This is a genomic window from Pseudomonas sp. FFPRI_1 (genome assembly GCF_055384485.1).
Map to the genome: position 1 here is coordinate 5635566 of NZ_AP029168.1, position 26915 is coordinate 5662480.

23 protein-coding genes are annotated in these 26915 nt (G+C 63.7%); 20 read left to right on the forward strand and 3 right to left on the reverse strand.

Features of this window, described 5'->3' with window-relative positions; all coding sequences use genetic code 11:
• The 7 genes from atuC to ppnP all read left to right on the forward strand — a co-directional run bounded on the left by atuC (position 1) and on the right by ppnP (position 7821).
• The gene (atuC, locus tag ACZ5BO_RS24925) at positions 1-1617 is read left to right on the forward strand and encodes a geranyl-CoA carboxylase subunit beta (RefSeq protein ID WP_464696841.1); all 1617 of its coding nucleotides are present in this window, start codon (positions 1-3) and stop codon (positions 1615-1617) included.
• A gap of 41 nt (positions 1618-1658) precedes the next feature.
• Positions 1659-2816, forward strand: a complete 1158-nt coding sequence (gene atuD / locus ACZ5BO_RS24930) for a citronellyl-CoA dehydrogenase (protein WP_464696842.1) — start codon at positions 1659-1661, stop codon at positions 2814-2816.
• On the forward strand, positions 2816-3610 hold the full coding sequence (locus tag ACZ5BO_RS24935) for an enoyl-CoA hydratase/isomerase family protein (protein ID WP_464701366.1): 795 nt from the start codon (positions 2816-2818) through the stop codon (positions 3608-3610). Before atuD ends, ACZ5BO_RS24935 begins: the two co-directional genes overlap by 1 nt.
• Positions 3611-3666: 56 nt before the next feature.
• Entirely contained in the window at positions 3667-5622 is a 1956-nt protein-coding gene (locus ACZ5BO_RS24940; RefSeq protein ID WP_464696844.1) for an acetyl/propionyl/methylcrotonyl-CoA carboxylase subunit alpha, read from the forward strand.
• A gap of 106 nt (positions 5623-5728) precedes the next feature.
• Positions 5729-6703, forward strand: a complete 975-nt coding sequence (locus tag ACZ5BO_RS24945) for an Ldh family oxidoreductase (RefSeq protein WP_025127249.1) — start codon at positions 5729-5731, stop codon at positions 6701-6703.
• 209 nt (positions 6704-6912) lie between these two features.
• Positions 6913-7455 carry a 3'-5' exonuclease gene (locus ACZ5BO_RS24950; protein ID WP_025127248.1) on the forward strand — a complete coding sequence of 181 codons (543 nt, stop codon included), beginning with the start codon at positions 6913-6915 and terminating at the stop codon, positions 7453-7455.
• Between the two features lie 81 nt (positions 7456-7536).
• Entirely contained in the window at positions 7537-7821 is a 285-nt protein-coding gene (gene ppnP, locus ACZ5BO_RS24955; protein ID WP_025127247.1) for a pyrimidine/purine nucleoside phosphorylase, read from the forward strand.
• A gap of 74 nt (positions 7822-7895) precedes the next feature.
• Here the strand turns inward: ppnP and ACZ5BO_RS24960 are convergent, their stop codons facing one another.
• Positions 7896-8699 (reverse strand): MOSC domain-containing protein, encoded by an 804-nt coding sequence (locus ACZ5BO_RS24960; protein ID WP_464696845.1) that lies wholly within the window; start codon positions 8697-8699, stop codon positions 7896-7898.
• Between the two features lie 90 nt (positions 8700-8789).
• Positions 8790-9725, reverse strand: coding sequence for a chemotaxis protein CheV (locus tag ACZ5BO_RS24965; protein ID WP_025127245.1), 936 nt, complete (start codon positions 9723-9725; stop codon positions 8790-8792).
• A gap of 562 nt (positions 9726-10287) precedes the next feature.
• Between ACZ5BO_RS24965 and ACZ5BO_RS24970 the strand changes: the two genes are divergently transcribed.
• The 3 genes from ACZ5BO_RS24970 (at position 10288) to ACZ5BO_RS24980 (ending at position 12803) form a co-directional block, all read left to right on the forward strand.
• Positions 10288-10725, forward strand: a complete 438-nt coding sequence (locus ACZ5BO_RS24970) for a hypothetical protein (protein WP_025127244.1) — start codon at positions 10288-10290, stop codon at positions 10723-10725.
• A 528-nt stretch (positions 10726-11253) separates the two neighbouring features.
• Complete coding sequence (locus ACZ5BO_RS24975) at positions 11254-12147, forward strand: sensor histidine kinase (RefSeq protein WP_464701368.1); 894 nt, start codon at positions 11254-11256, stop codon at positions 12145-12147.
• Positions 12144-12803, forward strand: coding sequence for a response regulator transcription factor (locus ACZ5BO_RS24980; RefSeq protein WP_025127242.1), 660 nt, complete (start codon positions 12144-12146; stop codon positions 12801-12803). The genes ACZ5BO_RS24975 and ACZ5BO_RS24980 overlap by 4 nt, the downstream gene beginning before the upstream one ends.
• Before the next feature lies 1 nt (position 12804).
• On the opposite strand, the gene yegS is transcribed toward ACZ5BO_RS24980, so the two are convergent.
• Complete coding sequence (gene yegS, locus ACZ5BO_RS24985; protein WP_025127241.1) at positions 12805-13704, reverse strand: lipid kinase YegS; 900 nt, start codon at positions 13702-13704, stop codon at positions 12805-12807.
• 433 nt (positions 13705-14137) lie between these two features.
• On the opposite strand from yegS, the gene ACZ5BO_RS24990 reads away from it, so the two are divergent.
• From ACZ5BO_RS24990 to ACZ5BO_RS25035, 10 genes are all read left to right on the forward strand, one after another.
• Entirely contained in the window at positions 14138-15571 is a 1434-nt protein-coding gene (locus tag ACZ5BO_RS24990; protein ID WP_025127240.1) for an undecaprenyl-phosphate glucose phosphotransferase, read from the forward strand.
• Complete coding sequence (locus tag ACZ5BO_RS24995; RefSeq protein WP_025127239.1) at positions 15572-17029, forward strand: mannose-1-phosphate guanylyltransferase/mannose-6-phosphate isomerase; 1458 nt, start codon at positions 15572-15574, stop codon at positions 17027-17029.
• 68 nt (positions 17030-17097) lie between these two features.
• Positions 17098-17874 (forward strand): polysaccharide biosynthesis/export family protein, encoded by a 777-nt coding sequence (locus ACZ5BO_RS25000; RefSeq protein ID WP_025127238.1) that lies wholly within the window; start codon positions 17098-17100, stop codon positions 17872-17874.
• Positions 17875-17891: 17 nt separating this feature from the next.
• Positions 17892-19886: a lipopolysaccharide biosynthesis protein gene (locus tag ACZ5BO_RS25005; protein ID WP_464696847.1), complete on the forward strand. Its 1995-nt coding sequence runs from the start codon at positions 17892-17894 to the stop codon at positions 19884-19886.
• Positions 19886-21082, forward strand: coding sequence for a glycosyltransferase (locus ACZ5BO_RS25010; RefSeq protein ID WP_025127236.1), 1197 nt, complete (start codon positions 19886-19888; stop codon positions 21080-21082). Before ACZ5BO_RS25005 ends, ACZ5BO_RS25010 begins: the two co-directional genes overlap by 1 nt.
• Positions 21072-22367: a cellulase family glycosylhydrolase gene (locus tag ACZ5BO_RS25015; RefSeq protein ID WP_464701370.1), complete on the forward strand. Its 1296-nt coding sequence runs from the start codon at positions 21072-21074 to the stop codon at positions 22365-22367. Before ACZ5BO_RS25010 ends, ACZ5BO_RS25015 begins: the two co-directional genes overlap by 11 nt.
• A 2-nt stretch (positions 22368-22369) precedes the next feature.
• Positions 22370-23587 carry a glycosyltransferase family 4 protein gene (locus ACZ5BO_RS25020; protein WP_025127234.1) on the forward strand — a complete coding sequence of 406 codons (1218 nt, stop codon included), beginning with the start codon at positions 22370-22372 and terminating at the stop codon, positions 23585-23587.
• A complete protein-coding gene (locus tag ACZ5BO_RS25025) occupies positions 23578-24678 on the forward strand; it encodes a glycosyltransferase family 4 protein (RefSeq protein WP_464696848.1) in 1101 nt (366 codons plus the stop codon). Before ACZ5BO_RS25020 ends, ACZ5BO_RS25025 begins: the two co-directional genes overlap by 10 nt.
• Complete coding sequence (locus ACZ5BO_RS25030; RefSeq protein ID WP_464696849.1) at positions 24678-26096, forward strand: O-antigen ligase family protein; 1419 nt, start codon at positions 24678-24680, stop codon at positions 26094-26096. The genes ACZ5BO_RS25025 and ACZ5BO_RS25030 overlap by 1 nt, the downstream gene beginning before the upstream one ends.
• A complete protein-coding gene (locus ACZ5BO_RS25035) occupies positions 26093-26914 on the forward strand; it encodes an acyltransferase (RefSeq protein WP_464696850.1) in 822 nt (273 codons plus the stop codon). The genes ACZ5BO_RS25030 and ACZ5BO_RS25035 overlap by 4 nt, the downstream gene beginning before the upstream one ends.
• Position 26915: the final 1 nt, after the last annotated feature.

Below are 26915 nucleotides of genomic sequence, written 5' to 3' on the forward strand. Positions count from 1 at the left end.
ATGCCGGTGATCCAGTCCCAACTCGACCCCCACAGCCCACAGTTCGCCCAGAATCGCCAGGCCATGCTGGCGGGCCTGCAACAGTTGCAGCACCTGCAGCAGAACCTCCTGGACAAGGCTGCCGAGGCCAAGGCCAAGTTCGACCAGCGCGGGCAGTTGCTGCCCCGGGAACGCCTCAACCTGCTGCTCGATCCGGGCGCGCCCTTTCTCGAACTGGCGGGCCTGGCCGGCTACAAACTGCACGACGACAAGGACGGCAGCCAGGCCGGCGGCGGCCTGATCGCCGGCATCGGTTACGTGTGCGGGGTGCGCATGCTGGTGGTGGCCAACAACAGCGCGATCAAGGGCGGGACCATCTCCCCCAGCGGCCTGAAAAAATCCCTGCGCCTGCAGCAGATCGCCATGGAGAACAAGCTGCCAGCGGTGACCCTGGCGGAAAGCGGCGGGGCCAACCTCAACTACGCCGCGGAAATTTTCGTCGAGGGGGCACGCAGTTTCGCCAACCAGGCGCGGATGTCGGCCATGGGCCTGCCACAGATCACGGTGGTCCACGGTTCGGCCACCGCCGGCGGCGCCTATCAGCCCGGGCTCTCGGACTACGTGGTGGTGGTGCGTGGCAAGGCCAAGCTGTTCCTTGCCGGGCCGCCGCTGCTCAAGGCCGCCACCGGTGAGGTGGCCACCGATGAAGAACTGGGGGGCGCCGAAATGCACGCCCAGGTGGCCGGCACCGCCGAGTACCTGGCAGAGAACGACGCCGACGGCATCCGCATCGTCCGCGAGATCGTCAGCCTGTTGCCATGGAACGCGCAGCTGCCGGTGCAACCGCCGCGGTCCTGGAACGAACCGCTGTACCCCATCGACGAGTTGCTGGGACTGATTCCCGACGACCCGAAAAAACCCTACGACGCTCGGGAAATCGTCGCCCGCCTGGCGGACGGCTCGCAGTTCCTGGAGTTCAAGGGCGAGTTCGACGCGCAAACCCTCTGCGGTCACTTGCAGATCCAGGGCCGAGCCTGTGGCTTTATCGGCAACAACGGCCCGATCACTCCCCAGGGCGCAAGCAAGGCCGCGCAGTTCATCCAGCTGTGCGATCAGAGCCGCACCCCGCTGCTGTTCTTCCACAACACCACCGGGTTCATGGTGGGCACCGAATCGGAGCAGCAAGGGGTGATCAAGCACGGGGCGAAGCTGATCCAGGCGGTGGCCAATGCCCGGGTGCCGAAGCTGACCATCGTCGTCGGCGGCTCCTACGGGGCCGGCAACTACGCAATGTGCGGCCGAGGCCTGGACCCGCGCTTCATCTTCGCCTGGCCCAACAGCCGCACCGCAGTGATGGGCGGCGCCCAGGCTGGCAAGGTGCTGCGCATCGTCACCGAAGCCAAGCATGCGAAGAACGGCCAGGAGGCCGATCCGAAGATGCTCGACATGCTGGAGCAAGTCACCGCGCAGAAGCTCGACAGCCAGTCCACCGCCCTGTACGGCAGTGCCAACCTGTGGGACGACGGGCTGATCGATCCGCGGGACACCCGCACCCTGCTCGGTTACCTGCTGGACATCTGCCACGAGGCCGAGCAGCGCACCTTGCAGCCCAACAGTTTCGGCGTGGCGCGTTTTTGACAGGGATTTACGCGGTCTGACCCAACTTCAGGAGAACAATAATGATCTTCACCCAGGAACACGAAGAACTGCGGCGCACGGTGCGCAATTTTGTCGACCGCGAAATCAACCCCCACGTCGAAGAATGGGAGAAAGCCGGGCGCTTCCCGATTCACGAGATTTTCCGCAAGGCCGGCGACCTCGGGCTGCTGGGCATCTCCAAGCCGGAAAAATTCGGCGGCATGGGCCTGGACTACAGCTATTCCATCGTCGCCGCCGAGGAATTCGGCACCATCCATTGCGGTGGCATTCCGATGTCCATCGGCGTGCAGACCGACATGTGCACCCCGGCCCTGGCGCGCTTCGGCTCCGATGAGCTGCGCGACGAGTTCCTGCGCCCGGCCATCAGCGGCGAGCAGGTCGGCTGCATCGGCGTCTCCGAAGTCGGTGCCGGCTCCGACGTCGCCGGGCTCAAGACCCACGCCCGCAAGGACGGCGACGACTACGTGATCAACGGCAGCAAGATGTGGATCACCAACTCCCCCAGCGCCGACTTCATCTGCCTCCTGGCCAACACCTCGGACGACAAGCCCCACGTCAACAAGTCGCTGATCATGGTGCCGATGAACACCCCCGGCATCAGCCTCAGCTCGCACCTGGACAAGCTCGGCATGCGCAGCTCGGAAACTGCCCAGGTGTTTTTCGACAACGTGCGGGTGCCCCAGCGCAACCGCATCGGCCACGAAGGCGCCGGCTTCATGATGCAGATGCTGCAGTTCCAGGAGGAGCGGCTGTTCGGCGCGGCCAACATGATCAAGGGCCTGGAGTACTGCGTCGACAGCACCATCGAGTACTGCAAGGAGCGCCGGACCTTCGGCAACCCGCTGATCGACAACCAGGTGATCCACTTCCGCCTGGCTGAACTGTCCACCGAAATCGAGTGCCTGCGGGCCCTGGTGTACCAGGCCACCGAACAGTATGTGCGGGGCCAGGATGTGACCCGCCTGGCCTCGATGGCCAAGCTCAAGGCCGGGCGCCTGGGCCGCGAGGTCAGCGACAGCTGCCTGCAGTACTGGGGCGGCATGGGCTTCATGTGGGACAACCCGGTGGCCCGGGCCTACCGCGACGTGCGCCTGGTGTCCATCGGCGGCGGCGCCGACGAGATCATGCTGGGGATCATCTGCAAGCTCATGGGCATTCTGCCGGGGAAGAAAAAATGATCAGCCTGCCCTCCTGCGAAACCCTGCTGCTGGAAGCCGCCGATGGCGTCCTGCGCATTACCCTGAACCGGCCCGACAGCCGCAACGCCATGAGCCTGCAGATGGTCGGCGAGCTGCGGGCAGTATTCGCTGCCGTACGCGATCAGCGCCGCCTGCGGGCGGTGCTGATCAGCGGCAGCGGCGGGCACTTCTGCGCCGGTGGCGATATCAAGGACATGGCCGCCGCCCGGGCCCATGGCAGCAGTGCCCATCGCACGCTGAACCGGGCTTTCGGTACCTTGCTGGAAGAGGCGCAACGCTTGCCCCAGGTGCTGATCTGCGTGCTTCAGGGCGCGGTCCTGGGTGGCGGTTTCGGCCTGGCCTGCGTCAGCGATATCGCCATCAGTGACGCCCAGGCCCAATTCGGCCTGCCGGAAACCAGCCTTGGCCTGCTGCCCGCGCAGATCGCCCCGTTCGTGGTCCAGCGCATCGGCCTGACCCAGGCCCGGCGCCTGGCCCTGACCTCCGTGCGTTTCGATGGCCACGAAGCCGAGCGCCTGGGACTGGTGCACTTCGTCGAACACGGCGCGCCAGCCCTGGAGGAACGCCTGCAGCAGCAACTGGCCCAAGTGCTGCGCTGCGCACCCGGAGCCAACGCTGCCACCAAGGCCCTGCTCCTGGCCAGCGTCGAACAGCCCCTGGGGCCCTTGCTCGACCAGGCCGCCGAAGACTTCGCCAATGCGGTCACCGCAGAGGAAGGCATCGAGGGCACCCTGGCGTTCGTGCAAAAACGCAAGCCGGCCTGGGCCGGTTGACGCCTGCCAGCGGCCCATGCCCGCGTCGCCATCACACCGATTTCAGGGAGCCATCGATGCCCGCCTTCACCAAGATCCTGATTGCCAACCGTGGCGAAATCGCCTGCCGCATCCAGCGTACCGCCCAGGCCCTGGGCTATCGCACCGTGGCGGTGTTCAGCGACGCCGACGCCGATGCCCCGCATGTGCAGATGGCCGACGAAGCCGTGCACATCGGCCCCTCGGCAGTGCAACAGTCCTACCTCAACAGCGCGGCGCTCCTCGACGCAGCCCGGCGCAGCGGCGCCGATGCGATTCACCCGGGGTACGGCTTTCTTTCGGAAAACGCCGAGTTCGCCGCGGCCTGTGACAGCGCCGGCCTGGTGTTCATCGGCCCCAGCGCCGCGGCCATCGAATTGATGGGCAGCAAGCGTCGCTCCAAGCTCGCCATGCTCGAAGCCGGCGTGCCCTGCATCCAGGGCTACCAGGGCGAAGCGCAGGATGATCTCACCCTGCAGCGCGAGGCACAGCGCATCGGCTACCCGTTGATGATCAAGGCCAGCGCCGGGGGCGGTGGACGCGGTATGCGCCTGGTGCATCAACCGGAGCAACTGCTGGAGCACATCCGCACGGCACGCTCCGAAGCCCTGCATGCCTTCGGCAGTGATGAGCTGATCCTGGAACAGGCGCTGATCGAGCCGCGGCATGTGGAAATGCAAGTGTTCGGCGACCAGCATGGGCAACTGATCTACCTGGGTGAACGGGACTGCTCGATCCAGCGCCGACACCAGAAGGTCATCGAAGAGGCGCCCTGCCCGGTGATGACCGAGGCACTGCGCCAGGCCATGGGCGAGTCCGCCCTCAAGGCCGGACGCGCGGTGGATTATGTCGGCGCCGGCACCGTGGAGTTCCTGCTGGACGCCCGTGGGCAATTCTATTTCCTGGAGATGAACACTCGCCTGCAGGTGGAACACCCGGTCACCGAATTGATCACGGGCCTGGACCTGGTGGCCCTGCAACTGCAGGTGGCGGCCGGCGAACCCTTGCCGCTGTCCCAGGAGCAGGTCGTGCTCAGAGGCCACGCCATCGAGGTGCGCCTGTATGCCGAGGACCCGGCGCAGAACTTCCTGCCACAGACCGGCCAGGTGCTGCGCTGGGAGCCCGCGCCCGGCGTGCGTACCGACCACGGCCTGCAGGAGGGCCAGTGGATCAGCCCGTTCTACGACCCGATGCTGGGCAAGCTGATCGCCCACGGTGCCACCCGCGAAGAGGCACGACGCAAGCTGCTGCGCGGGGTCGAGGACTGTGTGCTGCTGGGCCTTGAGAGCAACCGCCGGCTCCTGGCCAACCTGCTCAGGCATCCGCTGTTCGCCAGCGGCCAATTCAGCACCGCCTTCATCGCCGAACATTTCGCCGATGATCCGAGCCTGCACCCCCGGGTCCCCAGTGCCGAGGAGCTGGCCATCGCCGCTGCGCTCTTCTATCACCATAGCGCCAGCGCTCACGGCTCGACCCTACGCGGCTGGCGCAACCCGGCCAGCGTGCCGCTGGATTACCGCCTCGGCCTGAATGAGCAGCTGTGGTCACTGCAACTGAGCACTCAGGCATCGGGCCGGTTGCGGGTGCAGCAGGCCGAACAAGGCTTCGATCTCAAGGTACTGGGGGCCGACGGTCGCCGGGCCACGCTGGAGATCAATGGGCTTCGCCGGCACTACGCCTATCAACTGAAGGCCAGAGAGTTGTGGCTGAACAGCGCCAACGGCAGCCTGCACCTAGAGGACCGCACCCATGCCCCGGTACTGGGGCAGCAGGGAGTTCACAGCGGCACCCTCAAGGCGCCCATGGACGGGGCGATTGTCGACGTGCTGGTGAGCGAGGGCATGCGCGTCAGCAAGGGCCAGCTGTTGCTGGTGCTGGAAGCGATGAAGATGGAACACCCGCTCAAGGCCGGGATCGATGGGGTGATCACCCGGGTCCAGGTCAACCTGGGCGACCAGGTGAAGAACCGACAGATACTCGTGGAAGTGGAATAACCCGGCGCCAGGGCCCGATCGAACGAGCGGTTCCCCGAAGGAGCAGCTATATAGAAGTGCGGTGAGCCGACCGTTCCGGCCGGCGCCTGGCAGCAGGAGTATGAAGATGCGCTACAGCCCGGAACAGGCCCATCGGTTGGCACAGCGCCTGGCCGTGCGGGCCGGAGCCAGCCTTGCAGTGGCCGACTCATTGGCCGCCGCCACGGTAGCCGCCGAGCTCGCGGGGCGGCCGGCGCTGGGCTTCTGTCATCTGCTGGACTACCTCGGGGCCTTGCGCTGTGGACGAATCGCCGCCACGGTCGAGCCGCGCCTGGAGTTCCCGGCGCCGGCCCTGATTCGCCTGGACGCCCTCGGCGGTATCGCCCAACTGGGGTTCGACCGGGCCTTCGATGAACTGTGCCATCGCGCCAACCACTACGGCATCAGCCTGCTGGCCCAGCACAACAGCTATACCGCAGGCGAGCTCGGCTACTACACCCGACGCCTGGCCAATGCCGGGCTGGTGTGTTTTGCCGCCACCAACGGTCCGGCCCTGATGGGCACCGGCCATTGCCGGGAGGCGGTGTACTGCACCAACCCGCTGTCCTTTGCCGCTCCGGTCAGCGGCGACTCTGCGCTGGTGATCGACCAGGCCTCCAGCGCCACGGCTTTCGTCAACCTGCGCCAGGCCGCCGAGGATGGCACGCCGATTCCTCCCGACTGGGCGCTGGACCGCCACGGCCGCCCGACCACCGATGCCCGTGAAGCGATCAATGGCCTGCTGCTGGCCTTCGGCGGCGCGCGCGGGGCAAATATCGCGCTGATGGTCGAAGTGCTGGCTGCCGGATTGACCGGTGCCCACTGGTCGCTGGACGCCCCCTCCTTCACCGATGGCAGCCAGAGCCCCGGCGCCGGGTTGTTGATCATCGCCCTGCAGCCGCAGTTGCTGGCGCAGGACTTCACCACACGCCTGGGCGAGCAGTTGCAGCGCCTGGCGGAAAAAGGCATTCATGTGCCCGGCCGGCAAGCTGGCAGCCCCGACATCGAGTTGGCCGACACCCTGCTCAATGAGCTGGAAAGCGCCTCCCATGACCCTGCCTGAGCCGTCCGCGCCATTCCATGCCTGGCGTGACGCCAGCTCGGTGGCCTCAGCCTTGCGCTCCCCTGGCCAACCTCGCTGACCGGGACCCGGCATTTTTCCGCGACCGGCGCCGAAGCAGGCCAGCCAACAAACCTCGACAGCCCCTAGGCGGATGCCTCGGCTTTGGCTACGCTCAAGCCTCATCAGGATGTCGAAGGCTGGAATTTGTGATGCCCCACTGGCTGGTAATAGATCTGGAAGCCACGACGGATGAAGGGGGCTGGCCGTTGAGCGAGATGGAAATCATTGAAATCGGCGCCACCCTGGTCAACCGCCAGGGCCGAGAACAAGACCACTTCCAGCGTTTCGTCCGACCCTTGCGCCGCCCCATGCTGACACCGTTCTGCCGCGAACTGACCCACATCACTCAGGCCAACATCGACAGCGCGGCTCCCCTGAGCGAGGTCTGGGCGCTGTTCGAACGCTGGCTGGGCCAGCATCAGCCACGCCTGGAAGGCTGGGCCAGCTGGGGTGACTACGACCGCCGGCAACTGCAACTGGAATGGCACAACCAGCAGTTGCACAGCCTGCTCAACGATGTCCCGCACATGAACCTCAAGCAGCGCTTCGCCAAGGCCCGGCGCCTGGAGCGGCCCCTGGGCCTGAACGCCGCGCTGCAACTGGCCGGCATGCAGTTCAATGGGCAACAGCATCGGGCCCTGGAGGATGCGCGCAATACGGCGCGCTTATTACCGTTGATTCTTCCCGGTTGATCTACGCCAGTAGCAGGTGACGGCCATTTGGGCCTTGTGCATACTGGCCGACCTTTTTGACCCTTTCTTGAGGAATCGCCCATGTTTAAAGTCAACGAGTACTTCGACGGCACCGTCAAGTCGATTGCCTTCGGCACGGCCGAAGGCCCGGCCACCATTGGCGTCATGGCCCCGGGCGAATACGAATTCGGTACGGCGCAGCGGGAAATCATGCACGTGGTCTCCGGCGCGCTGACCGTCAAGCTGCCCGACAGCGCCGACTGGGAAACCTTTCCTGCCGGCAGCCAGTTCAATGTGCCAGCCAACAGCAAGTTCCAGCTCAAGGTCGCCGTGGACACCGCCTACCTGTGCGAGTACCGCGGCTGATCGAGCCGCTGCCTGAGCATCAAAAAAAATGCCCGCCTCCAAGGAGACGGGCATTTTTCATGGTGGCATCAGGGTCATTCAAGGACCGTCACCGCCATCCCCACCTGCAAGCGGCCCGCCGTATCGTTGACCAGGTTCTGGCCGAACATCGCACCGTCCTCCCGGCCCCGGTATTTCTGCAGGGTCGCCAGGGGCTCGCGATCGGCACTGCGCTCGCCGGTCTGCGGGTCGATGGTGGTGAGGATACAGCGCGAGCATGACTTGACCAGGCGAAACTCGACCTCGCCGATGCGGATCCGCTTCCAGCCGTCCTCGGCAAAGGCCCCGCTGCCCTCGATCACCAGGTTGGGCCGAAAGCGCAGCATTTCCAGGGGCCGTCCGACCCGACTCGACAGGTCTTCAAGGGAGGCCTGGCCAATCAGCAGCAACGGAAAACCATCAGCGAACGCCACCTGGTCATCGTCCTTGCCGTAGCCAGCGGCGGTGGTCCGGGCCCGCTCCAGGGGCACATGCACCAGGCGGGTCGGCTTGCCGATGAAGCGGCTCACCCATTCTCCTGCCTCATCGCCGGCATCAGGCACCCGCAGGGTGTCTTGCCAGATGGTCACGCCACGCAAAGGGGCATCGCTAGCCGGTAGCGGCACATCAAGGGCATTGAAGCCGGAAGCCTCAAGAGTCAGGCCACCCTGGTCATTCCACAGGGCTGATAACTGGCTCATTCGCGCCACGGCGCGCTGGGTCAGAAAGCGCCCGCTGGCCTCATCCACCAGCATCCAGCGGCGATCCCCTTCCAGCCCGAGCTTGTCCAGGCTGATCTGTTGCAGGGTTTCGCCCCGGGCGGATTTCAACGGGTATCGATAAAGCGCGCTAAGACGCATGTCCAGCTCCCTGTGTGGGCAAAGCGCTCACCCTATACCAGGGCTCCGATGAAACAAAGGAGCACGATCGGCGTCGGGCATGCGCAGCACTCAGGCACCGACTTCATCGAGCATCAGGCGCTGGCGGACCACGTCCACCAGTTTGTCCGGCTGGAATTTGGAGAGGAAGTTGTCGCAACCGACTTTCTTCACCATGGATTCGTTGAAGCTGCCGGACAGCGACGTGTGCAGGACCACATAGAGCCCGCGCAGGCGTGGGTCGTTGCGGATCTCGGTGGTCAGGCGGTAGCCGTCCATTTCCGGCATTTCCGCGTCGGTGAACACCATCAGCAGCTTGTCGGTCATCTCGACCCCGGTATCGGCCCAGGCCTTGAGCATGTTCAGGGCCTTGAGGCCATCGCTGGCGATGTGCATCTTCACCCCCAACTGGCCCAGGGTGTCGCGCAATTGCGAGAGCGCCACGTTGGAGTCGTCCACCAGCAGCACCTCACGGCCGCGGGCACGCTCCAGGACCGGGTCCTCGAGTTTTTCCCGGGAGACCTTGGCGTTGTAGGGAACGATTTCCGCCAGCACCTTCTCCACGTCGATGATTTCCACCAACTGGTCATCGACCTTGCTGATCGCCGTCAAGTAATGCTGGCGCCCGGCGCTGGTGGGCGGCGGCATGATGGCTTCCCAGTTCATGTTGACGATGCGGTCCACGCCGCCGACCAGGAACGCCTGCACCGAGCGGTTGTACTCGGTGACGATGATGGTGCTGTTGGGCCCCGGAATCAGCGGGCGCATGCCGATGGCCTGGGACAGGTCGATGACCGGCAGGGTCTGGCCACGCAGGTTGACCACGCCACAGACGAACGGGTGGCGCTGGGGCATCAGGGTCAGTTTCGGCAGTTGCAGGACTTCCTGGACCTTGAACACGTTGATCGCGAACAACTGTCGACCGGCCAGGCGGAACATGAGGATTTCCAGGCGATTCTCACCCACCAGCTGGGTGCGTTGATCTACCGTGTCGAGAATGCCGGCCATTAATGACTCCTGGGCTTGTTCTGATGAATTCACTAAAGACTGATATCGGCCGGATGCGCCGTATCTTGACCCGCATGCAAATTGCCACACGATGCCATTGATGTCACATTAACATCATGGTTTACTGACGCGGTCAATTCAGCAGCACTACCCTGCGACGGCGAGACCTCTATCTCGGCGCTAAGTTCCTGCGCCTAGGGGATTCCCCTATCAACAATCAGGACCAGCCTGATATTCGCAATATCCAATAGCCATTAATGTGACGCCATTCTCATTGCATGAATGGAGTCAGGCTTTTGTTTTTGATCGCAGAAAGGTGGCCCAGCACCCTTTCAAGCCTAAACCCCCACGCCCCTCAAGCCCCGGCACATGCGCTTCGCCGTGCTGCAGCCGACACGTGGGCAGCGTTCGAAAACAATCCAAATCAGCTTTCGCGACAGCCTGCGGCCGCTGCAAAGAAAACAGATTTATCCTATATCCAATTGCAAAAATCGCGCTTTACCTTAAACCCGTTCAGCCAACGCCCTATCCCCCCATCGGACACGACGTCATGGAGATAAGCATGCTAGAGGACGGCCACAAGTGCGTTACCCCCCTGCCCGAGTTCTTGCTTGAAGCCCAGACGCTGCTCGCCAAATCAGAGGACTGCCTGAATCATCTGCATCTGATCAGGAATGACGAGGAAGCCATCAACTGCCTGCTCAACACCCTGCTACGCCTGGCTCAGGCCGCAGCCCACAGCGCTATCCAGCCGGTGTCCGAGTTCTCCCTGCGCATCCATGTCCTGCTCAAACGCCCTGAGCACCCGCTGGACCTCAACGACACCCTCCTCGATGCACTGAAAAGCTGCCTGACACTGATGGCCTGGCAACTGGAACTGATCGACCCGCAAAACGGACAGCTCAATCTGGATGACACCGAGCAGGTCATGCTGATCGAAGAGCTGGCAGGCCAGGTGGCACAGAACTGCACCTGCGCATACCCCTCCTGCAATCATTAGAAGTTGTAACTCCCCCTGCCAGGTGACAGATAACAACTCCGGTCAATCAGTGAAAAATCAATAAGCAACTGGGCCGGCGGGCAAGCCTTCGGTCGTTATTGAATATTTCATACCCAAGAGCGACATCACCGAGCAAAGCCCCCCTAACTTCGACCCTGCCCGGGACATGCAGTTACAAAACATGCAGCCCCGTGAAGCCCGGATTAATAGCGCTTTCCACGGCCATCCAGGGCTGGATAGAGCGCACAGGACTCATGTGTCGCGGGCCCATATTCCTGACTCTAAAGACATATATACCTGTGCGTATAAACGCGACCAACGGTATCTTCGGTGGTATTATGCCGCGCATAAACGGACACACTTAATGGCACATTGATTTCAATGTCGGCAATCACTACCCGCCACTACAAGATAGGCCGAGAGTATTGATTGAAACCGGGCATTCAAAATACAGCGTTACTCAAACAAGCCCCGTCATCCACGTTGGACCGGGCTCTTCGCAGCGAACATTCATTGGCTCCATCCGCTATGTACGCCAGCCTCAAGTCATTCTTCACTTGGCCTCCCTCCCGTGATCATCTTCGCTGGCTCAGCCTCTTGCTGTGCTCCTGCTCGGCATTGGCCACGGTGTGGGTCTATTGCCAGGGCCACCCCCTGCCCCTGGCACTGCTGGCCCTCAATGTAGCGGCCCTGGCCTGCATCTGGATGCAATACGGCTCTTCGCGCAAGTCCATCCGGTTTCTGCCCCAGGAGCTCGCCGAGCGTCTGCTGGAAGTCAAAGAAAATGAACGCCACCGCCTCAGTCGCGAACTTCACGATGACATCGGCCAGTTGCTGACCGCAGCCAAGCTGCAGACCGACTGGCTCAAGCGGCGCCTGCCGGATGACCTGCAGGAACACTGCACGGTGCTCGGCACCACCCTGGAAGAAACCCTGGCCAAGGTGCGTGACGTCTCCGCCATTCTTCATCCCCGGCAACTGGCCAGTCTCGGACTGGAAGCCAGCCTGCGCGCCCATCTGCTCAAGACTCTGGAGAACACCTCGGTGCACTGGAGCCTGGAATGCCGCCAGCGCCTGGCGGGAATCCCGGAGGAAATGGCCGTCGCCGCATTTCGCATCACCCAGGAAGCGGTGACCAACATGCTGCGCCACGCCCAGGCAAAGAACCTGCTGGTACGCGTACAACGCCTGCCGGAAGGGCTTTCCCTGTTCATCAGCGATGACGGCCTGGGATTTGCCCCGGCCAGCAACCCTGGCGCCCAGGGTCAGCGCGGCATGGCCGGCATGCAGGAACGTATCAGCCAGCTGGGGGGCACCCTCACGGTCACCAGCGAGGCCGACCACGGCACCCAGATCGAAGCACTCTTTCCCTGGGCCCCTCGCACCCTGGAGCGGGCCAGTACGAATAAGGTTTTACATTGACCTGTAATTTACTCTTGGTGGATGACCACTCGCTCATCCGGGCTGGCGTGCGCGCCCTGGTCATGGACATTCCCGGATACGCGGTGATCGGTGAGGCCGATGACGGTGCTCACCTACTGGACATGGTCGAGGAGCTGCAGCCGGACATCATCCTCCTGGACCTGTCGATGAAGCGCACCGGCGGCCTCGATGCCCTGCGTCAGCTCAAGGCGCTGCACCCGCAGAGCAAGGTGCTGATTCTCTCCATGCACACCGACCCGAACCTGATCATGCAGGCCCTGGAGTCTGGCGCCCACGGCTACCTGCTCAAGGACACCACTGCCACCGAACTCGAACACGCACTTGAAGCGCTGCGCAACAACGAGCGCTACCTGAGCCCGGCCATCGCTCACACGGTGATCAACCAGGCCCTGACCCGGGCCCAGAAAAGCCAGCCGCAGCCCGTGGAGAACCACAACCTGACCGGCCGCCAGCTGGAAATCCTGCGCCTGATCGTCCGCGGCAAATCCACCCGGGAGATCGCCCTGGGACTGGGCCTGAGCATCAAGACCGTGGAAACCCACCGCTCACAGATCATGAAGCGCCTGCAGATATTCGATGTGGCCGGGCTGGTGCTGTTCGCCGTGCGCGAGCGCATCATCAGCCTCGACGACTGACTCAGCGCCCCCCGCCGAGCAAGGGCGAATCCGCCGGCAGATGCACCTGCAAGGCCGCCGGGCGCGCACTGAAGCGCAGCCTGTCGCCCTGCAGCGGCTCGCCATCGAGGTTGATATCCAGCCCTCGCGATGCCTTGATCTCGACCCAGGGCAAACGCGCCCGGACAAACAGATTGTCGATCCCCAGCCCCCCCGCCAGCAGGTTTTTCAGGGTGCCCACCAGTTCCTGGGGCGCCGGCAGGATGCTGATATCGAGCAAGCCATCATCGGCCAGGGCCCCCGGGCACAACTCATGCCCTCCCCCGGCTTGTCGACCGTTGCCGATGCCCAAGGCCAGCAGTTCGCCTCGCCAGTGGAAGTCCGGCCCCTGCAACTCACCGTAGGCGGCACTCAGTTCCGCGAAACGCGACAGCCCGGTGAACAGATAGGCCGCGCCCCCCAGGACTTTCTTCAGGTCCTCCGAGGTATTGGCTGTGACCTGGCTGCCAAAACCGCCGGTGGCCATGTTGAGAAACATCTGCCCGTCGACCTCTCCAAGGTCGATTGCCCGCGCCGGTACATCCAGCAGGTCAAGGGCTGCAGCGGGCTCCAGGGGCACGCCGGCGGCCCGGGCAAAGTCATTGGCAGTGCCCAGCGGCAGCAGCACCAGGCTGGCCGGGGCCGCAGCATTGGCCAGGGCCTCGGCAATGTCACGCAATGTACCGTCGCCCCCTCCGGCAATCAGCTGGGTATGGCCGGCAGCCAGGGCTTCAGCCACCAGGCGCTGGGCGTCCCCTGCCTCCCAGGTCAGGCGTACCGCCAACTCCCAGCCGGCCGCACGCTTGGCCTCGACCGCGGCGCGCACCTCCTCGTTGAGGGCCTGTTTACCGTGCAGTATCAATAGCGCCTTGCGCTTACTCATCAGCCATGACTCCCCTGTGTGACTGCATCAAGGATGTTGACCTTGCAGGGTAGGGAAAAAGTCTGTGGTCACGCTTTATTTTTTTCCGAAGCCGGTCTGGCCCACCCTCCCGAGCAATTGCAGGGGGCTGCGGGGCACTGAAAATTTTCTTCTGTCGGTTGGCCAGCGTTCGATTAGCCAGCCGCTGTTTCATGAGCTTTACTCAGCCAAGTCGTTTGGATGAGGAAGTGCAGGCCAGCGCGCTGGCCGACGCAGGGGAGCCTCTTGAGTAGGCACAAGTCCCTGCTTTCCCAGTGAATGCCAGCCACGCCAGGGAAGGAGTCGACGTGGTTTTATTCGGTGTCGGGAACGGACAAAGTGAAGGAATGGTTACGAACTTCCTCGCGGTCTTTCCAGTCAACCGGTGTGCCTTGGATCGAGGGATTTTGATCTTATGCGGTTGCAACCTGTAGACAGCCTGTTACTGACCCGACCCAGCATGGTCGAGTACTTCCTCCTTGGCATCCGCCTGGTCCATGGAATGACCGCGATCCTTCCCGGATTGCTGCTGGTCCTGCTGTCGAACAACCACCTGGGGCAGTTGAAAAGCGACCTGCCTACCCTGTTGTTCTTCGGTGTCATCAGCGTCCTGATCTTCCAGGCCCTGGGGGTCTATGCCGAGTCGATATTCAGCAACAAGCTGCGCTTCCAGCTGACCCTGTTTGCCTGGGCATCGTCCTTCTGCGTATTGCTGTTCATGCATCACTCGATGCAGATATTCAGCGATATCAGCAATCCCGAGCTGCTGGCCTGGTTCATCGGCAGTTTCCTGCTGTTCGGCATCGAGCGCCTGATTCTCCTGACCCTGTTCCAGCAACTGATGCAACGCGGGGTGTTTCTGCAGAACGCCGTGATCCTCGGCGCCACGGAAAACGGCCAGCGCCTGGCCGAGTACCTGGCGCAGCACCAGGACATTCGTTCCGGGGTCATCGGCTTCATCGATGACCGCATCGGCCGCTTGCCCAAGACCCTGTGCAATCTGCCGCTGCTGGGCAACTCCAATGACCTGGAGCAGTTGATTCGCGGGGAAAAGGTCACCCAAGTCCTGGTGGCGCTGCCCTGGTCCGCGGAAAACCGCATGGCCTACGTGATTCGCGAGCTGCGCCGGCTGCCGGTGAACGTGCTGCTGGTACCTGACATGGTGGCATTCAGGCACGCCCACAACCGCATCACCGAAGTCGCCAACCTGCCGATGTTCAACGCCTCCGAAGTGCCTCTTCGAGGCTGGTCGCCATTTTTCAAGCGACTGGAAGACATGGTGCTGTCCAGCGTCGCCCTGATCCTGCTGTCGCCGGTGATGCTGGCGGTGGCCCTGGCGATCAAGCTCGACTCTTCCGGCCCGGTGCTGTTCAAGCAGAAGCGCTACGGCTACAACAACCGGCTGATCGAGGTCTACAAGTTCCGCTCGATGCACCAGCACCTGAGCGACGCCAACGCCGAGAAACAGACCACCCGCGGCGACCCGCGCATCACCCGGGTCGGACGCTTCATCCGCAAGACCAGCCTCGACGAACTGCCCCAATTGTTCAACGTCCTGGGCGGCAGCATGTCCATGGTCGGCCCGCGCCCCCATGCCACGGCAACCAAGGCCGCCGGCATCCTCTTCGAAGAGGCGGTCAAGGAATACACCTCGCGCCATCGGGTCAAGCCGGGCATCACGGGCCTGGCGCAGATCAACGGCTACCGGGGGGAAACCGACACCCTGGAAAAAATCGAGAAACGCGTCGAATTCGATCTGGAATACATCGAAAACTGGTCGGTCTGGTTTGACCTCTACATCCTGTTCCGCACGGTTCCATCCGTCATCATGACCCGCGAGGCCTTCTGAATGAGCACACTCATTCCCTGCATCATTGCTGGCGGCGCCGGCACCCGTCTGTGGCCGGTATCCCGCGAAGCGATGCCCAAACCCTTCATGCGCCTGCCGGACGGCGAGAGCCTGCTGCAGAAGACCTTTGTCCGCGCCACCGCCCTGAAAGACGTTGGGCGCCTGCTGACGGTGACCAATCGCGAGGTGTTCTTCCGCACCCTGGACGACTACCGCCAGTTGAACAAGGCACGCATCGAACTGGATTTCATCCTCGAGCCTTTTGGGCGCAACACCGCGCCGGCCATCGCCGCCGCAGCCCTGCACATCAGCCACTTGTATGGCGAGGATGCACAACTGCTGGTGCTGCCCGCCGACCACCTGATCAAGGATGTGCAGGCCTTTGCCGCCGCCGTGGACAGCGCCCGGCAACTGGCCGAACAAGGCTGGCTGGTGACCTTCGGCATCGTGCCGACCCATGCCGAGACCGGCTTTGGCTACATCGAGAAAGGCCAGGCCCTGAACACCGAGAGTTTCCAGGTCAGCCGCTTCGTCGAAAAACCCGACGCCGCCACCGCCAAGGCCTATGTCGATGGCGGCCAGCACCTGTGGAATGGCGGCATGTTCTGCATGCGCGCCGATGCCATCCTCCAGGAAATGCGCGAACTGGTACCCGATGTGGTGACCGCCGTCCAACAGTGCCTGCAACTGAGTCACCGCAAGGAAGGCAAGCATGAATTGCAGGTGGAACTGGACGGCGGCAGCTTCGCCCAGGCCCAGGACATCTCCATCGACTACGCGGTGATGGAGCGCTCGAACAAGGTCGCCGTGGTGCCCTGCAAGCTGGGCTGGAGCGATATCGGCTCATGGCAGGCCGTGCGCGAACTGACTCCCGCCGACGAGAACGGCAACCAGTGCAACGGTGAAACCGTGCTGCGCGACGTCACCAACTGCTACATCGATTCGCGCAAGCGCCTGGTGGGGGCGGTCGGCCTGGACAACCTGATCATCATCGACACTCCGGACGCCCTGCTGGTGGCTGACGGCACACGCAGCCAGGACGTCAAGCTGATCGCCCAGGAACTCAAGCGCATCGGCCACGACGCCTACAAGCTGCACCGCACCGTGACCCGCCCCTGGGGCACCTACACGGTGCTCGAGGAGGGGCCGCGCTTCAAGATCAAACGCATCATGGTCAAGCCCGCCGCTTCGCTGTCGCTGCAGATGCACCACCACCGCAGCGAGCACTGGATCGTCGTCAGCGGCATGGCCCTGGTCACCAATGGCGAGGACGAGTTCCTGCTCAACACCAACGAATCGACCTTCATCAAACCCGGCCGCACTCATCGGCTGGTCAATCCAGGGGTGATTGACCTGGTGATGATCGAAGTGCAGAGCGGGGAGTACCTCGGCGAAGACGACATCGTGCGCTTCAACGACATTTATGGACGGGTTCCTGCCGAGCCCAGCAAACCCTGAAACAACGCCTCATGCCTCAATCTGGCCCTACAGGGAGTTGTAACTATGCACGCCAGGAAGACCGTTCGATGAAAAAACTCCTGCTGATCTCCAGTATTTTCATGCTCTGTGCCTGTTCCATACCGGCGAAGGTGGAGTTGCCCCCCGGCCAGGATCTGAAGGCTGGGCACCAGGCTGGCGATGCCCTGGCCGGCAAGCCCTTGCCGCCCCAGCGGATCCGCCCTGGCGACACCCTGCGCATCGTGCGCAACACCGGCGAAGCCCCGTCGATCTCGGCCTTCACCGCCAACTCGATCTATGAGCTGACGCTGTTCACCGTGCTCAACGATGGCACCTTCGCCTATCCCTACGCCGGACAGATCAAGGCGGCAGGCTTGACCCCCGAGCAACTGACCCAGGTCCTGGAAAGCAAGCTGAAGAACATCTACCAGGATTCAGCGCTCACCGTGAACATCAACCAGGCTCCCGGCAACACCGTGTTCGTCGGCGGCTCGGTGCGCAATCCGGCCTCGCTCCCGGTGACCGTGACCACCACCCTGGAGCAGGCCATAGTCGGCGCCGGAGGGCTGCTGTCAGTAGGCGACAGCCGCAACATCGCCCTGCTGCGCGAAGGCGAGGATGGGCGCTACAAGACCTACTTCTTCGACTATCGGAAATTCATGATCGCCGGCAATGCCGGGGCCGCTCCAGTGCTGTTGCAACGCGGCGATGTGGTGTTCGTGCCCAAATCCAGCGTCGGCAACGGCATTGAATGGGTGGACGTGTACCTCAACCAGTTGATTCCGTTCACTAAATCGATCGGCATCGGGGCGAGTTACGAAATCAACCGCCAATCAGCCAACTGATCGCCAAGGACAGCCCTATGATCAATATCCGTTCTTTTCGCGATTTGCTGCGGTTGTTTTTCATCTTCAAGCGCGAGGTCAAGATCACGGTTCTGGTGACCTTCATCATCATCTTGCTGGGGGCCTTCCTGCTGCCCAACCGCTTCGAGTCCACGGCGCTGCTGCTGGTCAAGCCGGGCCGCGACACCAGCACCTTGCCGATCGAGATTTCCGATCGCCAGGCGGTGGTGATTCCCAGTGCGCAACGTGATCCGATTCTCGACGAAGAGCGCATCCTGAGCGGCGAACCCATTGCCCGCAAAGTCGCCGAGAAGTACCTCGACGATCTGTCCCAACAGCCCCAGCCCAGCGGCGTGCTGGCCAGCATCAAGGGCGCGGTCAAGGCGGCCGTGGAAGGCATTGCCGACCTGCTGCGCGGCACCTTGCAACTGGTGGGACTGGTGGAAAAGCAGACCCCCGTCGAACGCTTGACCGAACGTATGCTGAAGAACTTCAGCGTCACCCATTCGCCCGGCTCCTCGGTGATGGAGGTCAGCTTTACCTGGAACGATCCCGAAGTGGCGCAGACAGTGGTCAAGAGCTGGATCGAGCAGTACCAGCAGGAGCGCGCGCAGACTCTGGGACGCAAGAGCCTGTATGCCTTCTATGAAACCGAAAGCGCTACCACCAATCAACGCATCCTCGGCTACAAGCAGCAGATCACCGACTACCTCAATCAGCTAGGTGCGGTGAGCATCGAAGAGCGCCTCAACGATATTTCACGCAATCTCAACAACCTCAAGGGCGAGCACCTCAATACCACCCGTGCCGTGGCGTCCACCAAGAGCGGCCTGGATACCATCCAGAAGCAGCTCAACAGCATGAAGAAAGAGATCAGCATCGGCCGCCAGATGAGCCTCAACCCTGATCGCCAGGACCTGCAGCAACGGATCAATGCCAAGCAGATCGAACGCCAGGAAATGCTCCGCACCTTCAAGGAAGGCGCCCCGCCGGTGCGGGCCATGGACTCGGCGATCGCCAACCTGCAAGCCTTGTTGAAATCGGAAAACGGCACCGTGCAGCGCAGCGAGAACCTGGCACCCAACCCGGTCTATACCCGCCTGCAAAACAGCTTCGCCGACCAGCAGGCCAGCCTCAGTCGCCTGCAGACCCAGGCTGCCCAGCAAGAAGCCCAACTGCTCAAGCTGGAACAGGATCGGCGCCAGGCCCTGGCCCTGGAACCCGAGCTGGCGCGCCTGCAGCGCGAGCTCAATGCCGCGGAAAAAAGCTTTGCCCTGTACAGCGACAGCACCGAAAAAGCCCGGATCGACCGCGAGCTGGACCAGAGCCAGATCAGCAACATCGCGGTGATCGAGGAAGCCACCTTCAAGCCCAGCCGGGTATTCCCCAAGAGCCTGACCATGCTCTTGGCGGCCATTCCCCTGAGCCTGGCGGTGGGCCTGCTGGCCCTGTATTTCTTCTATCTGCTGGACCAGCGCATCCATGACGGCGACCAGATCGAGGAACGCTTCGGGGTCAAGGTCTGGACCAGCCTGCAGGACCTGGACAGCCACCTGCCCCAGCGCAACAGCGCCTTCACTGCCAGTCTCTATCGGCTGTACGGGGTTTTGCCTCTCAAACAGGTGGCCGAACAGGGGCTGGTGATTGGCCTGACCTCCGCCCGGCACGGTGAAGGCGTGAGCTTCGTCACCGGGCACCTGCGCGACCTGCTGCAGCAGCGAGGCCATAACGTGCGAGTCGATGGCGCTCCCAAGGCGGCCCCCGGAGAGATCGTGCTGCTGGAGGCCTCGGGCTTCTTCTCCAACCAGGAAGCCTTCGTCAGCCTGCGCGAGGCCGACCTGATCGCCTTGATTGTCGAAGCCGAAACCACCACGGTGCCAGTGCTGCAAAACGCCCTGTCGATCCTCAACACCGCGTTCAAGCGGGTCGACGGCATCATCATCAACCGCCGGCGCTTTGGCATCCCGGAAAACGTGCTGAACTTCATGGCGCGGGTCAGGAGCCATCGCTGATGCACATTGCCCTGCTGGCCCCCATGCCCCCGGAACAGAACGGTATCGCCGACTATGCCGCGCACCTGCGCGCTGCACTGCAAGCCCAGGGATTGCGGATCAGTACACCGCTGGCGGGGGTCGGCAACGACCCGCAGCGCGCCGTCGAACGGGTGACGCAATACGACTGGCAAGGCATCGACCTGGTCCATGCCGAACTGGGGGGTGGACGCCTGGCGGAGTTTCACGCCCTCAAGGCCTTGCGCCAGCGTTTCCCCAGGCTCCCCCTGAGCGCTACGGTGCATGATCCCGAGCGCCTGGTCTGGCGTCGGGCGCAACTGCCCTGGCCATTGTCGCTGGCAACGCGCTTGCCCTCGCCTCTGCCGCAGATCGCCACGGTGCTGAGCGATCCCGTTTGCCTGCATGAGGAAAAGCAACTGGCCCGCAGCCTCACCCGGCTGATCACCCTGACCCACGCCGGTGGTGACTGCCTGCGCCAGCGCATGGGCCTGCGCGCCGAACAGATGGTGGTGATCCCCCATGGCAACCTGGCCATCCCGGCCCAGCCCCTGCCACCGCTGACGCCCTTGCGGCTGCTGTATTTCGGCTTCATCTACCGTGGCAAGGGCATCGAGGACCTGCTGGACGCGCTGGCCATGGCCTTCGCCCAGCAGCCCGGCATGCGCCAGCGCATGCGCCTGACCCTGGCCGGAGGCAGTGAACCGGAAATGGCCTTCGGTAGCGCCGGCAGCTACCTGGATCAACTGCGCCAGCATATCCAGCGCCTGAACCTGCAGGACAGTATCGACTGGCAACTGGACCTGCCGGCCATGGACATTCCCAAGGTGATCCAGGCCCATCACGTGATGGTCCTGCCCTACCGCGAGTCCAGCAAACTGAAGCTCCTGGGCAAGCTGCGGGGCACCAGCGGCGCCCTGTCCTGGGCGGTGGCCTGCGGTCGCGGCGCCATTACTTCCGATGCCCGCTCATTCGCCGAAGAGGTGGCCCAGGACAACGGGGTGATCTTTCCCCAGGGCAATGTCGCCGCCCTGGCCGCCGAGCTCAGCCACTTGTGTGCCAGCCCGGAGTTGGCGGAACGCTGGGCCGAACACGCGGCGGTGATCGGCACCCGCCGGGTCTGGAGCCAAACCGCCGAGCGTTTCGCCCGCGTGTTTGCAGATGCCTGTGGAGGAAACGCACATGCCTATGCAACGTAGCTCCAGGCTTCTTCTGCTGGTGCTGGCCTGCCTGTCCTGGCCCGCAGTGGCGGACAACACCCTGCGCGGCACACACCCGGTGGTGTGGAAGGATTTTCTGGGGGTCAACGCACAGTTCCAGTATTTCAGTCCCAGCGTCTCTCAAAAACAGATGGACCGCCTCGACGCCCTGGGCCTGACCTGGGTCCGCCTGGCCATTCACTGGGCAATGATCGAGCCCACTGAAAACGACCTGCAACTCGATACCCTGGACAGCGCCATGAGTGCCATGCAGGGGCGCCAGTACTCTATCCTCGCCTACCTGGTCGGTTCAGCGCCCTTCGCCGCCGCGGTACCGGCCGGGGCCGCGCCATCCGACCAGTACCCGCCCAAGGACTACAACGTCTTCGCCCAGCGCATGCAGATGCTCGCCCAGCGCTATCCCCAGGTGAACACCTGGCAGGTGTGGAACGAACCGAACATCGTCTGGCTGCCCAAGGAAGACCCCGACGCCTACGACCGACTGCTCACCACCACCGCCACGGCCATTCGCGCAGCCATTCCCGACAAGCCCGTGGCCACTGCCGGCATGGCCTACTACAGCCAGATGCGCAGCACCCCGGGGCTGATGCTCGAGGACCTGCTGCAAGACGGCCTGGGCAGCGAGAATCTGATCGCTGCCTACCATCCCTACTCCGAACTTCCGGAAGGCGACGATGCCACGGCCAAGGACTTCCTGGTGCGCGGCAACTTTCTCAACAGCGCCCTCCATAGCCGGGGCGTGCAGCAGGTCTGGGCCACCGAGTGGGGCTGGTCGAGCTACACCAGCGGTGCCCGCGAGATGCAGGCGATGATCGGTCGCGACGGCCAGGCCGACTACACCCTGCGACGCCTGGCCCTGATGGCGACCATGGACTATCAGCGGATCTTCCTGTTCAACCTCAGTGACCTCGACGCCCGCGCCAGCAACCGTGACCAGTCCTACGGCCTGGTGGACCTCAGCGGCGAACCCAAGCCGGTGTACAACGCCCTCAAGTACTTCCTCGACACCACCGGCCCCAGCCTGGCCCCCGCGGACCCACCGCCCCTGGCCAATGCCCCCGACGACCTGTACAGCATTGCCTGGACTCGCCCCGACGGCTCCCATGTGTGGATGTTCTGGAGTGCCAGCGGCGCCAGCCTGCAGGTTCCCGGCCTCAACGCCGCCGCCATGCACGACCCGTTGAGCGGCAGCCGAACCGACTTGAGCGCACAGCAGGGCATCAGTGTCCCGCTGAAACCCAGCCTGCAACTCCTGGTGTGGTGAGCATGAAAATCCTCTGGACCCTGCCCTACCTGCCCTGGCCAGCCACCAGCGGCGGCAAGACCCGGCAATACCACTTGCTGCGAGCCCTCGCAGCCCGGGGCCATCGCATCACCTTGCTGGTGCAGTCCAAGACGCCGCTGGATGAAGCTGCCCGCGCCGCCCTGGAGCCCTGGCTGGACCGCTTGATCGTGCTGCCACGGCGGCCCTTGCGCAGCTTCAAGACCCTGATGTCAGTGCTGTTCGCCCCCTACCCCATGCTGGCCGATGTGAACGGCCTGGCCAAACCGTTGCAGGAGCGCTTCAACGCATTGCTCCACGAGCCCTGGGACGTGATCCAGATCGAGCACAGCTACAGCTTCCAGCCTTTCGAACGGCCCCTGCAGCAGCACCGGCAAGACTTCATCCTCACCGAGCACAACGTCGAGTCGGCCCTCGGTGCGGCCAGCTACGACCGCCTGCCGGCCTGGTCGAAACCCTTCACTCTGTATGACCAGTGGCGCTACCGGCGCTGGGAACGTCGAGTCTTCCAACAGGCGGCCAGGGTGGTCGCGGTGACCGAACAGGACGCCCAGACCCTGGCCCGCCTGAGCGGCAAGCCCGCGGCTGTGGTGGTCAACGGCGTCGACTGCGGCTACTACGCTGCGGTGCAGCCGGACCTGGCCAGCCAGCGCCTGCTGTTCATCGGCAACTACGAATACAGCCCCAACCTGGACGCCGTGGAGTGGGCCCTGGAAGAGATCCTGCCACGGCTCTGGGCCCTCAATCCCGAGGTGCGCTTCGCCATCTGCGGCTACGCCCTGCCGGACAGCTTCCGCCAGCGCTGGCCGGACCCGCGCATTGAGTGGCAGGGGTTCGTCCCTGACCTGCGGGACCTGCAGCGACGCTCGGCACTGTTCTTCGCCCCGCTGCGCCAGGGGGGTGGTTCCAAGCTCAAGGTGCTCGAAGCCATGGCCGCCGGCCTGCCGGTGGTGACCACCGCCCAGGGCAGCTCGGGGCTGCAAGTGGAAAACGGTCGGCATTACCTGGGCAGCGAAGACCCCGGCGCCCTGGCCCAGATCCTCGCCGAGGCCCTGGCCGATCCCGGGTACCTGCAGCGCATCGGCAGTGCCGGGCGCGACTACGTGATGGCCGAACACGACTGGACCGTCGCTGCTGCTCAGCTGGAAGCGGTCTATCAGCAACTCCCCTCTGTCAAAGAAGAAGTGTCCGTATGCGCATAGGTCTGGATTACCGCCCCGCCGCGGGCTACAGCAACAGTGGTATCGGCCGGCAGAACCTGGCACTGGAAGACGCCCTGCGAGCCAATCCCCAGGTCAGCCTGCAATTGTTCGGCGTGGCCCCGGAAGATCATCCGCTGCGTCGCCGGGTGCATTGCCCACGCTGGGGCGCGCCCCTGCAAGGCGTGCACAGGTTGCCCACGCGCCTGCGTTTCGAGGGCGGCTTCCTGCCCGGCGCCCTGCGTGAAGCAGAGGTCGAACTGTACATCTGCAACTTCAACATGGGCCTGCCACTGGGCAAGAAACCCCAGGGCCTGCGCTATGTGCTGCAACTGCATGACCTGTTCCAGCTGACCCTGACCAACAGCCACGGCTCCAGGCTCAAGGAACGGGTCTATGGCCTCAGCGACAAGCTGTCCATCGGCCACTCGGTCAAGCAGGCAGACCGCATCTGGACCCCTTCGCAGTACACCGCCGATGAGCTGGTGAAACTGTTTCCCGAGGCGCGGGACAAGGTCCGGGTGTTGCCCAACCTGGTCAGCGGCTTCAGCGGTGAAGCCGCCGACATCAGCGATCTGCAACTGCCCGAGCGCTACTGGCTGGCGGTGGGCACCCGCGAACCGCGCAAGAACATTCCCTGGTTCGTGCGCAGTTGGCAGGCCGCACGCCAGCAGTCTCCCGAGGTGCCGGAACTGGTGCTGGTCGGCGCCCCGGAACACCTGCCCGTCGAGCTGCGAGCCCTGCCCGGGCTGCATTTCCTCAGTGACATCAGCGACAGCCAACTGCATGCCGTTTACCACCAGGCCCAGCGCCTGTGGCAACCCTCCTACGCCGAGGGCTTCGGCCTGCCGGTGATCGAGGCCCTGAGTGTCGGCACCCCGGTGGCAGTGGCCAGCGGCTCGGCCCTGGATGAAATCACCCCGGCCGCCAGCCCGCGCTTCTCGCCCACCGACAGCGCCGCCCTGAGCCAACTGATGGTGCAACTGGCCAGCGCTCCGGCAGAAGATCCCGAGGCTCTCAAGGCCTGGGCCGCCGGCTACGCGCAGAGCGCCTATCGCCAGCGTTTCGATGAGCTGCTCGAGGAACTCAAGTAATGCCCATCGCGCTACCCTTGGCGGTACTTTTCAGCCTGCTCTTCGGTGTGCTGGTCTGGCTGTTGCCACCGCTGAAGGTGCTGATACTGATGGTCGGCATCGCGGCGGCGGTGACGGTGCTCCGCCGGCCACTGCGCGGGTTGCTGCTGTTCGCCGTGCTGGCAACCTTCCTGCCTTATTCCACGGTACAGATCGGCCTGCGCACCACGGTCTCGGAAGCACTGTTGCTGCTGGTCTGGGCCGGCGTCCTGTTGCAGAACCTGTTCTCCAACATGCCGCAGGCGCCCAAGTTGCTGCGCACCGAGAAACTGCTACTGGCACTGATGGCCTTCAGCACGCTGCCGTTCATCATCGGCCAGTTGACGGTGAATGCCGACGGCAATGGGCCGGTAAACTGGGTGCGTTGGCTGCTCAACCTCTCGGCATTGTTCCTGGTGCCACGCCTGCTCCAGGAATACAAAGCCCGGGAGCAACTGGTCTGCGGCCTGCTGCTGGGGACCCTGCTGCTCCTGCTGCTGTCGATCCCGGTGTTCCTGAAAAACGGCACCGCCACCGCCATGACACCGATCCTGGAAAAGCTTGGCTACGGTGGCATCACGGTGCTGGGGGACAGCCTCACAGCCCTGGCCAACCGCATGGGTTCGCCGTGGATGCACCCCAACGTCACCGGCGGGGCCATGGCCCTGCTGCTGCCCCTGGCCTTCTGCTTCGGCCTGACCCGCAATGGCTGGGAGCGCCGGCTGGGGCTCGCGGTGGCCCTGCTGGGCGTCATCGGGCTGCTGCTTTCCGGCTCCCGCGGTGCCCTGCTGAGCCTGTTAGTGGTGCTGATCTGGATGGCCCGCCAGCGGGTGCCCTACACCGGGCGCATGCTGATGGGCGGCTTCGTCCTGGGCGCCTTGCTGCTGATGTCCTATCCGCCCCTGCAGGACCGCCTGCTGACGCTGTTCTCTTCCAACGATGCCAGTACCAGCGTGCGGGTCGACGAGTACTCGCACTTCCCCGCAGCCATGGCCATGTTCCCCTTCGGCATCGGCTTCAAGGTCGATCCGCCGGTGCCCGGCTCGGGCCTGTGGGGCATCTCCAACCTCTGGCTGAACTACATCTACAAGATCGGTGTGCCCGGCATGCTGTTGTTCGTCGCAGTGATCTGGAGCTGGTGGCGGGAAACCCGGGCTCCCCAGAAACGGGTCAGGCTGAACCGCGACAACGCGCTCTGGCTCGGCAGCGGTGCCGGTCTCAGTGCTGCGCTGATCAGCGGCCTGTTCGACCATTACTTCAGTTTTACCCAGGTGTTGATCGCTCTGTTCTGGCTGTTGCTGGGCCTCAATCTGCATGAGGCCAGGCGCCTGCGGCTCAAGGCCCGCGCCCAAGCCCCCGAGCTCCCCCATGACTCCCCTCTCCCAGGAATCCGCCCATGAAACATCGCCTTTTCCATTCGCAGAACCTGAAGCAGGCCTTGCCTGAATATGCGCAGAAAATGGGCGTGAGCCTGGAGGAACTGGAGACGGCCTACCAGTGGATGCTGGAAAACGACGTGCTGTTCGAACAGCCGCTCAAGGGCAATGTGCTGACCTATGTCAGCTACCTGAACATCGAGTCGAAGATCGAGCCGCCCCTGCCACGGCGCTTCTACAAACTCTTGAGTCGCGAGCTGAAGGGCGCGCTGATCCCCATGTACGGGATCAACTGGCCGACCCTGCGCGACCGCATGCTGCGGGTCTGGGAACAGATCTACAACATCCTCATCTGCAAGATCCCCAGCCACACCCTGCGCCTGCTCTGGCTGCGCCTTGGCGGGGCGAAGATCGGCAAGGGCTCCACGGTCTGGCGCAACACCGAGGTGCTCGGCGTCGACAGCCTGCGCATCGGCCAGGACAGCACCGTGGCCTGGCACTGCCAGCTGGATGCCCGGGGCGGGCTGATCATCGGCGACCACGTGACCATCGCCTCCCACGTGCTGATCATCGCCGGCGGCCACGACCTCAAGGAGCCGGAATTCTGGGCCGTGGGCGGGCCGATCTACATTGGCGACTACGCCTGGATCGCCAGCCGAGCGCTACTGTCCTTTGGCGCCGACATTGGTGAAGGCGCGGTGGTTGGCGGGCAGACCGTGGTGTCCAAGCCGGTGCCGCCTTACGCCATCGTCAGCGGGCCGGACGCGGCCATCAAGGGCGAACGCTGCCGCAACCTCAACTACAAAGTGGGCGGCAAAGGCCTGTTCACTTTGTTCCACTAAG

What these genes read in the sequence shown, in the direction of transcription:
- yegS (WP_025127241.1), bottom strand. Translation starts at nt 13,704, where the DNA reads ATGAGTAAGCGCAAGGCGCTATTGATACTGCACGGTAAACAGGCCCTC.
- ACZ5BO_RS24960 (WP_464696845.1), bottom strand. Translation starts at nt 8,699, where the DNA reads ATGCGTCTTAGCGCGCTTTATCGATACCCGTTGAAATCCGCCCGGGGC.
- ACZ5BO_RS24945 (WP_025127249.1), top strand. Translation starts at nt 5,729, where the DNA reads ATGCGCTACAGCCCGGAACAGGCCCATCGGTTGGCACAGCGCCTGGCC.
- ACZ5BO_RS25000 (WP_025127238.1), top strand. Translation starts at nt 17,098, where the DNA reads ATGAAAAAACTCCTGCTGATCTCCAGTATTTTCATGCTCTGTGCCTGT.
- ACZ5BO_RS24940 (WP_464696844.1), top strand. Translation starts at nt 3,667, where the DNA reads ATGCCCGCCTTCACCAAGATCCTGATTGCCAACCGTGGCGAAATCGCC.
- ACZ5BO_RS25020 (WP_025127234.1), top strand. Translation starts at nt 22,370, where the DNA reads ATGAAAATCCTCTGGACCCTGCCCTACCTGCCCTGGCCAGCCACCAGC.
- ACZ5BO_RS25015 (WP_464701370.1), top strand. Translation starts at nt 21,072, where the DNA reads ATGCAACGTAGCTCCAGGCTTCTTCTGCTGGTGCTGGCCTGCCTGTCC.
- ACZ5BO_RS24995 (WP_025127239.1), top strand. Translation starts at nt 15,572, where the DNA reads ATGAGCACACTCATTCCCTGCATCATTGCTGGCGGCGCCGGCACCCGT.
- ACZ5BO_RS24965 (WP_025127245.1), bottom strand. Translation starts at nt 9,725, where the DNA reads ATGGCCGGCATTCTCGACACGGTAGATCAACGCACCCAGCTGGTGGGT.
- ACZ5BO_RS24970 (WP_025127244.1), top strand. Translation starts at nt 10,288, where the DNA reads ATGCTAGAGGACGGCCACAAGTGCGTTACCCCCCTGCCCGAGTTCTTG.
- ACZ5BO_RS24950 (WP_025127248.1), top strand. Translation starts at nt 6,913, where the DNA reads ATGCCCCACTGGCTGGTAATAGATCTGGAAGCCACGACGGATGAAGGG.
- ACZ5BO_RS25005 (WP_464696847.1), top strand. Translation starts at nt 17,892, where the DNA reads ATGATCAATATCCGTTCTTTTCGCGATTTGCTGCGGTTGTTTTTCATC.
- ACZ5BO_RS25030 (WP_464696849.1), top strand. Translation starts at nt 24,678, where the DNA reads ATGCCCATCGCGCTACCCTTGGCGGTACTTTTCAGCCTGCTCTTCGGT.
- ppnP (WP_025127247.1), top strand. Translation starts at nt 7,537, where the DNA reads ATGTTTAAAGTCAACGAGTACTTCGACGGCACCGTCAAGTCGATTGCC.
- atuD (WP_464696842.1), top strand. Translation starts at nt 1,659, where the DNA reads ATGATCTTCACCCAGGAACACGAAGAACTGCGGCGCACGGTGCGCAAT.
- ACZ5BO_RS24975 (WP_464701368.1), top strand. Translation starts at nt 11,254, where the DNA reads ATGTACGCCAGCCTCAAGTCATTCTTCACTTGGCCTCCCTCCCGTGAT.
- ACZ5BO_RS24990 (WP_025127240.1), top strand. Translation starts at nt 14,138, where the DNA reads ATGCGGTTGCAACCTGTAGACAGCCTGTTACTGACCCGACCCAGCATG.
- ACZ5BO_RS25035 (WP_464696850.1), top strand. Translation starts at nt 26,093, where the DNA reads ATGAAACATCGCCTTTTCCATTCGCAGAACCTGAAGCAGGCCTTGCCT.
- ACZ5BO_RS25025 (WP_464696848.1), top strand. Translation starts at nt 23,578, where the DNA reads ATGCGCATAGGTCTGGATTACCGCCCCGCCGCGGGCTACAGCAACAGT.
- atuC (WP_464696841.1), top strand. Translation starts at nt 1, where the DNA reads ATGCCGGTGATCCAGTCCCAACTCGACCCCCACAGCCCACAGTTCGCC.
- ACZ5BO_RS25010 (WP_025127236.1), top strand. Translation starts at nt 19,886, where the DNA reads ATGCACATTGCCCTGCTGGCCCCCATGCCCCCGGAACAGAACGGTATC.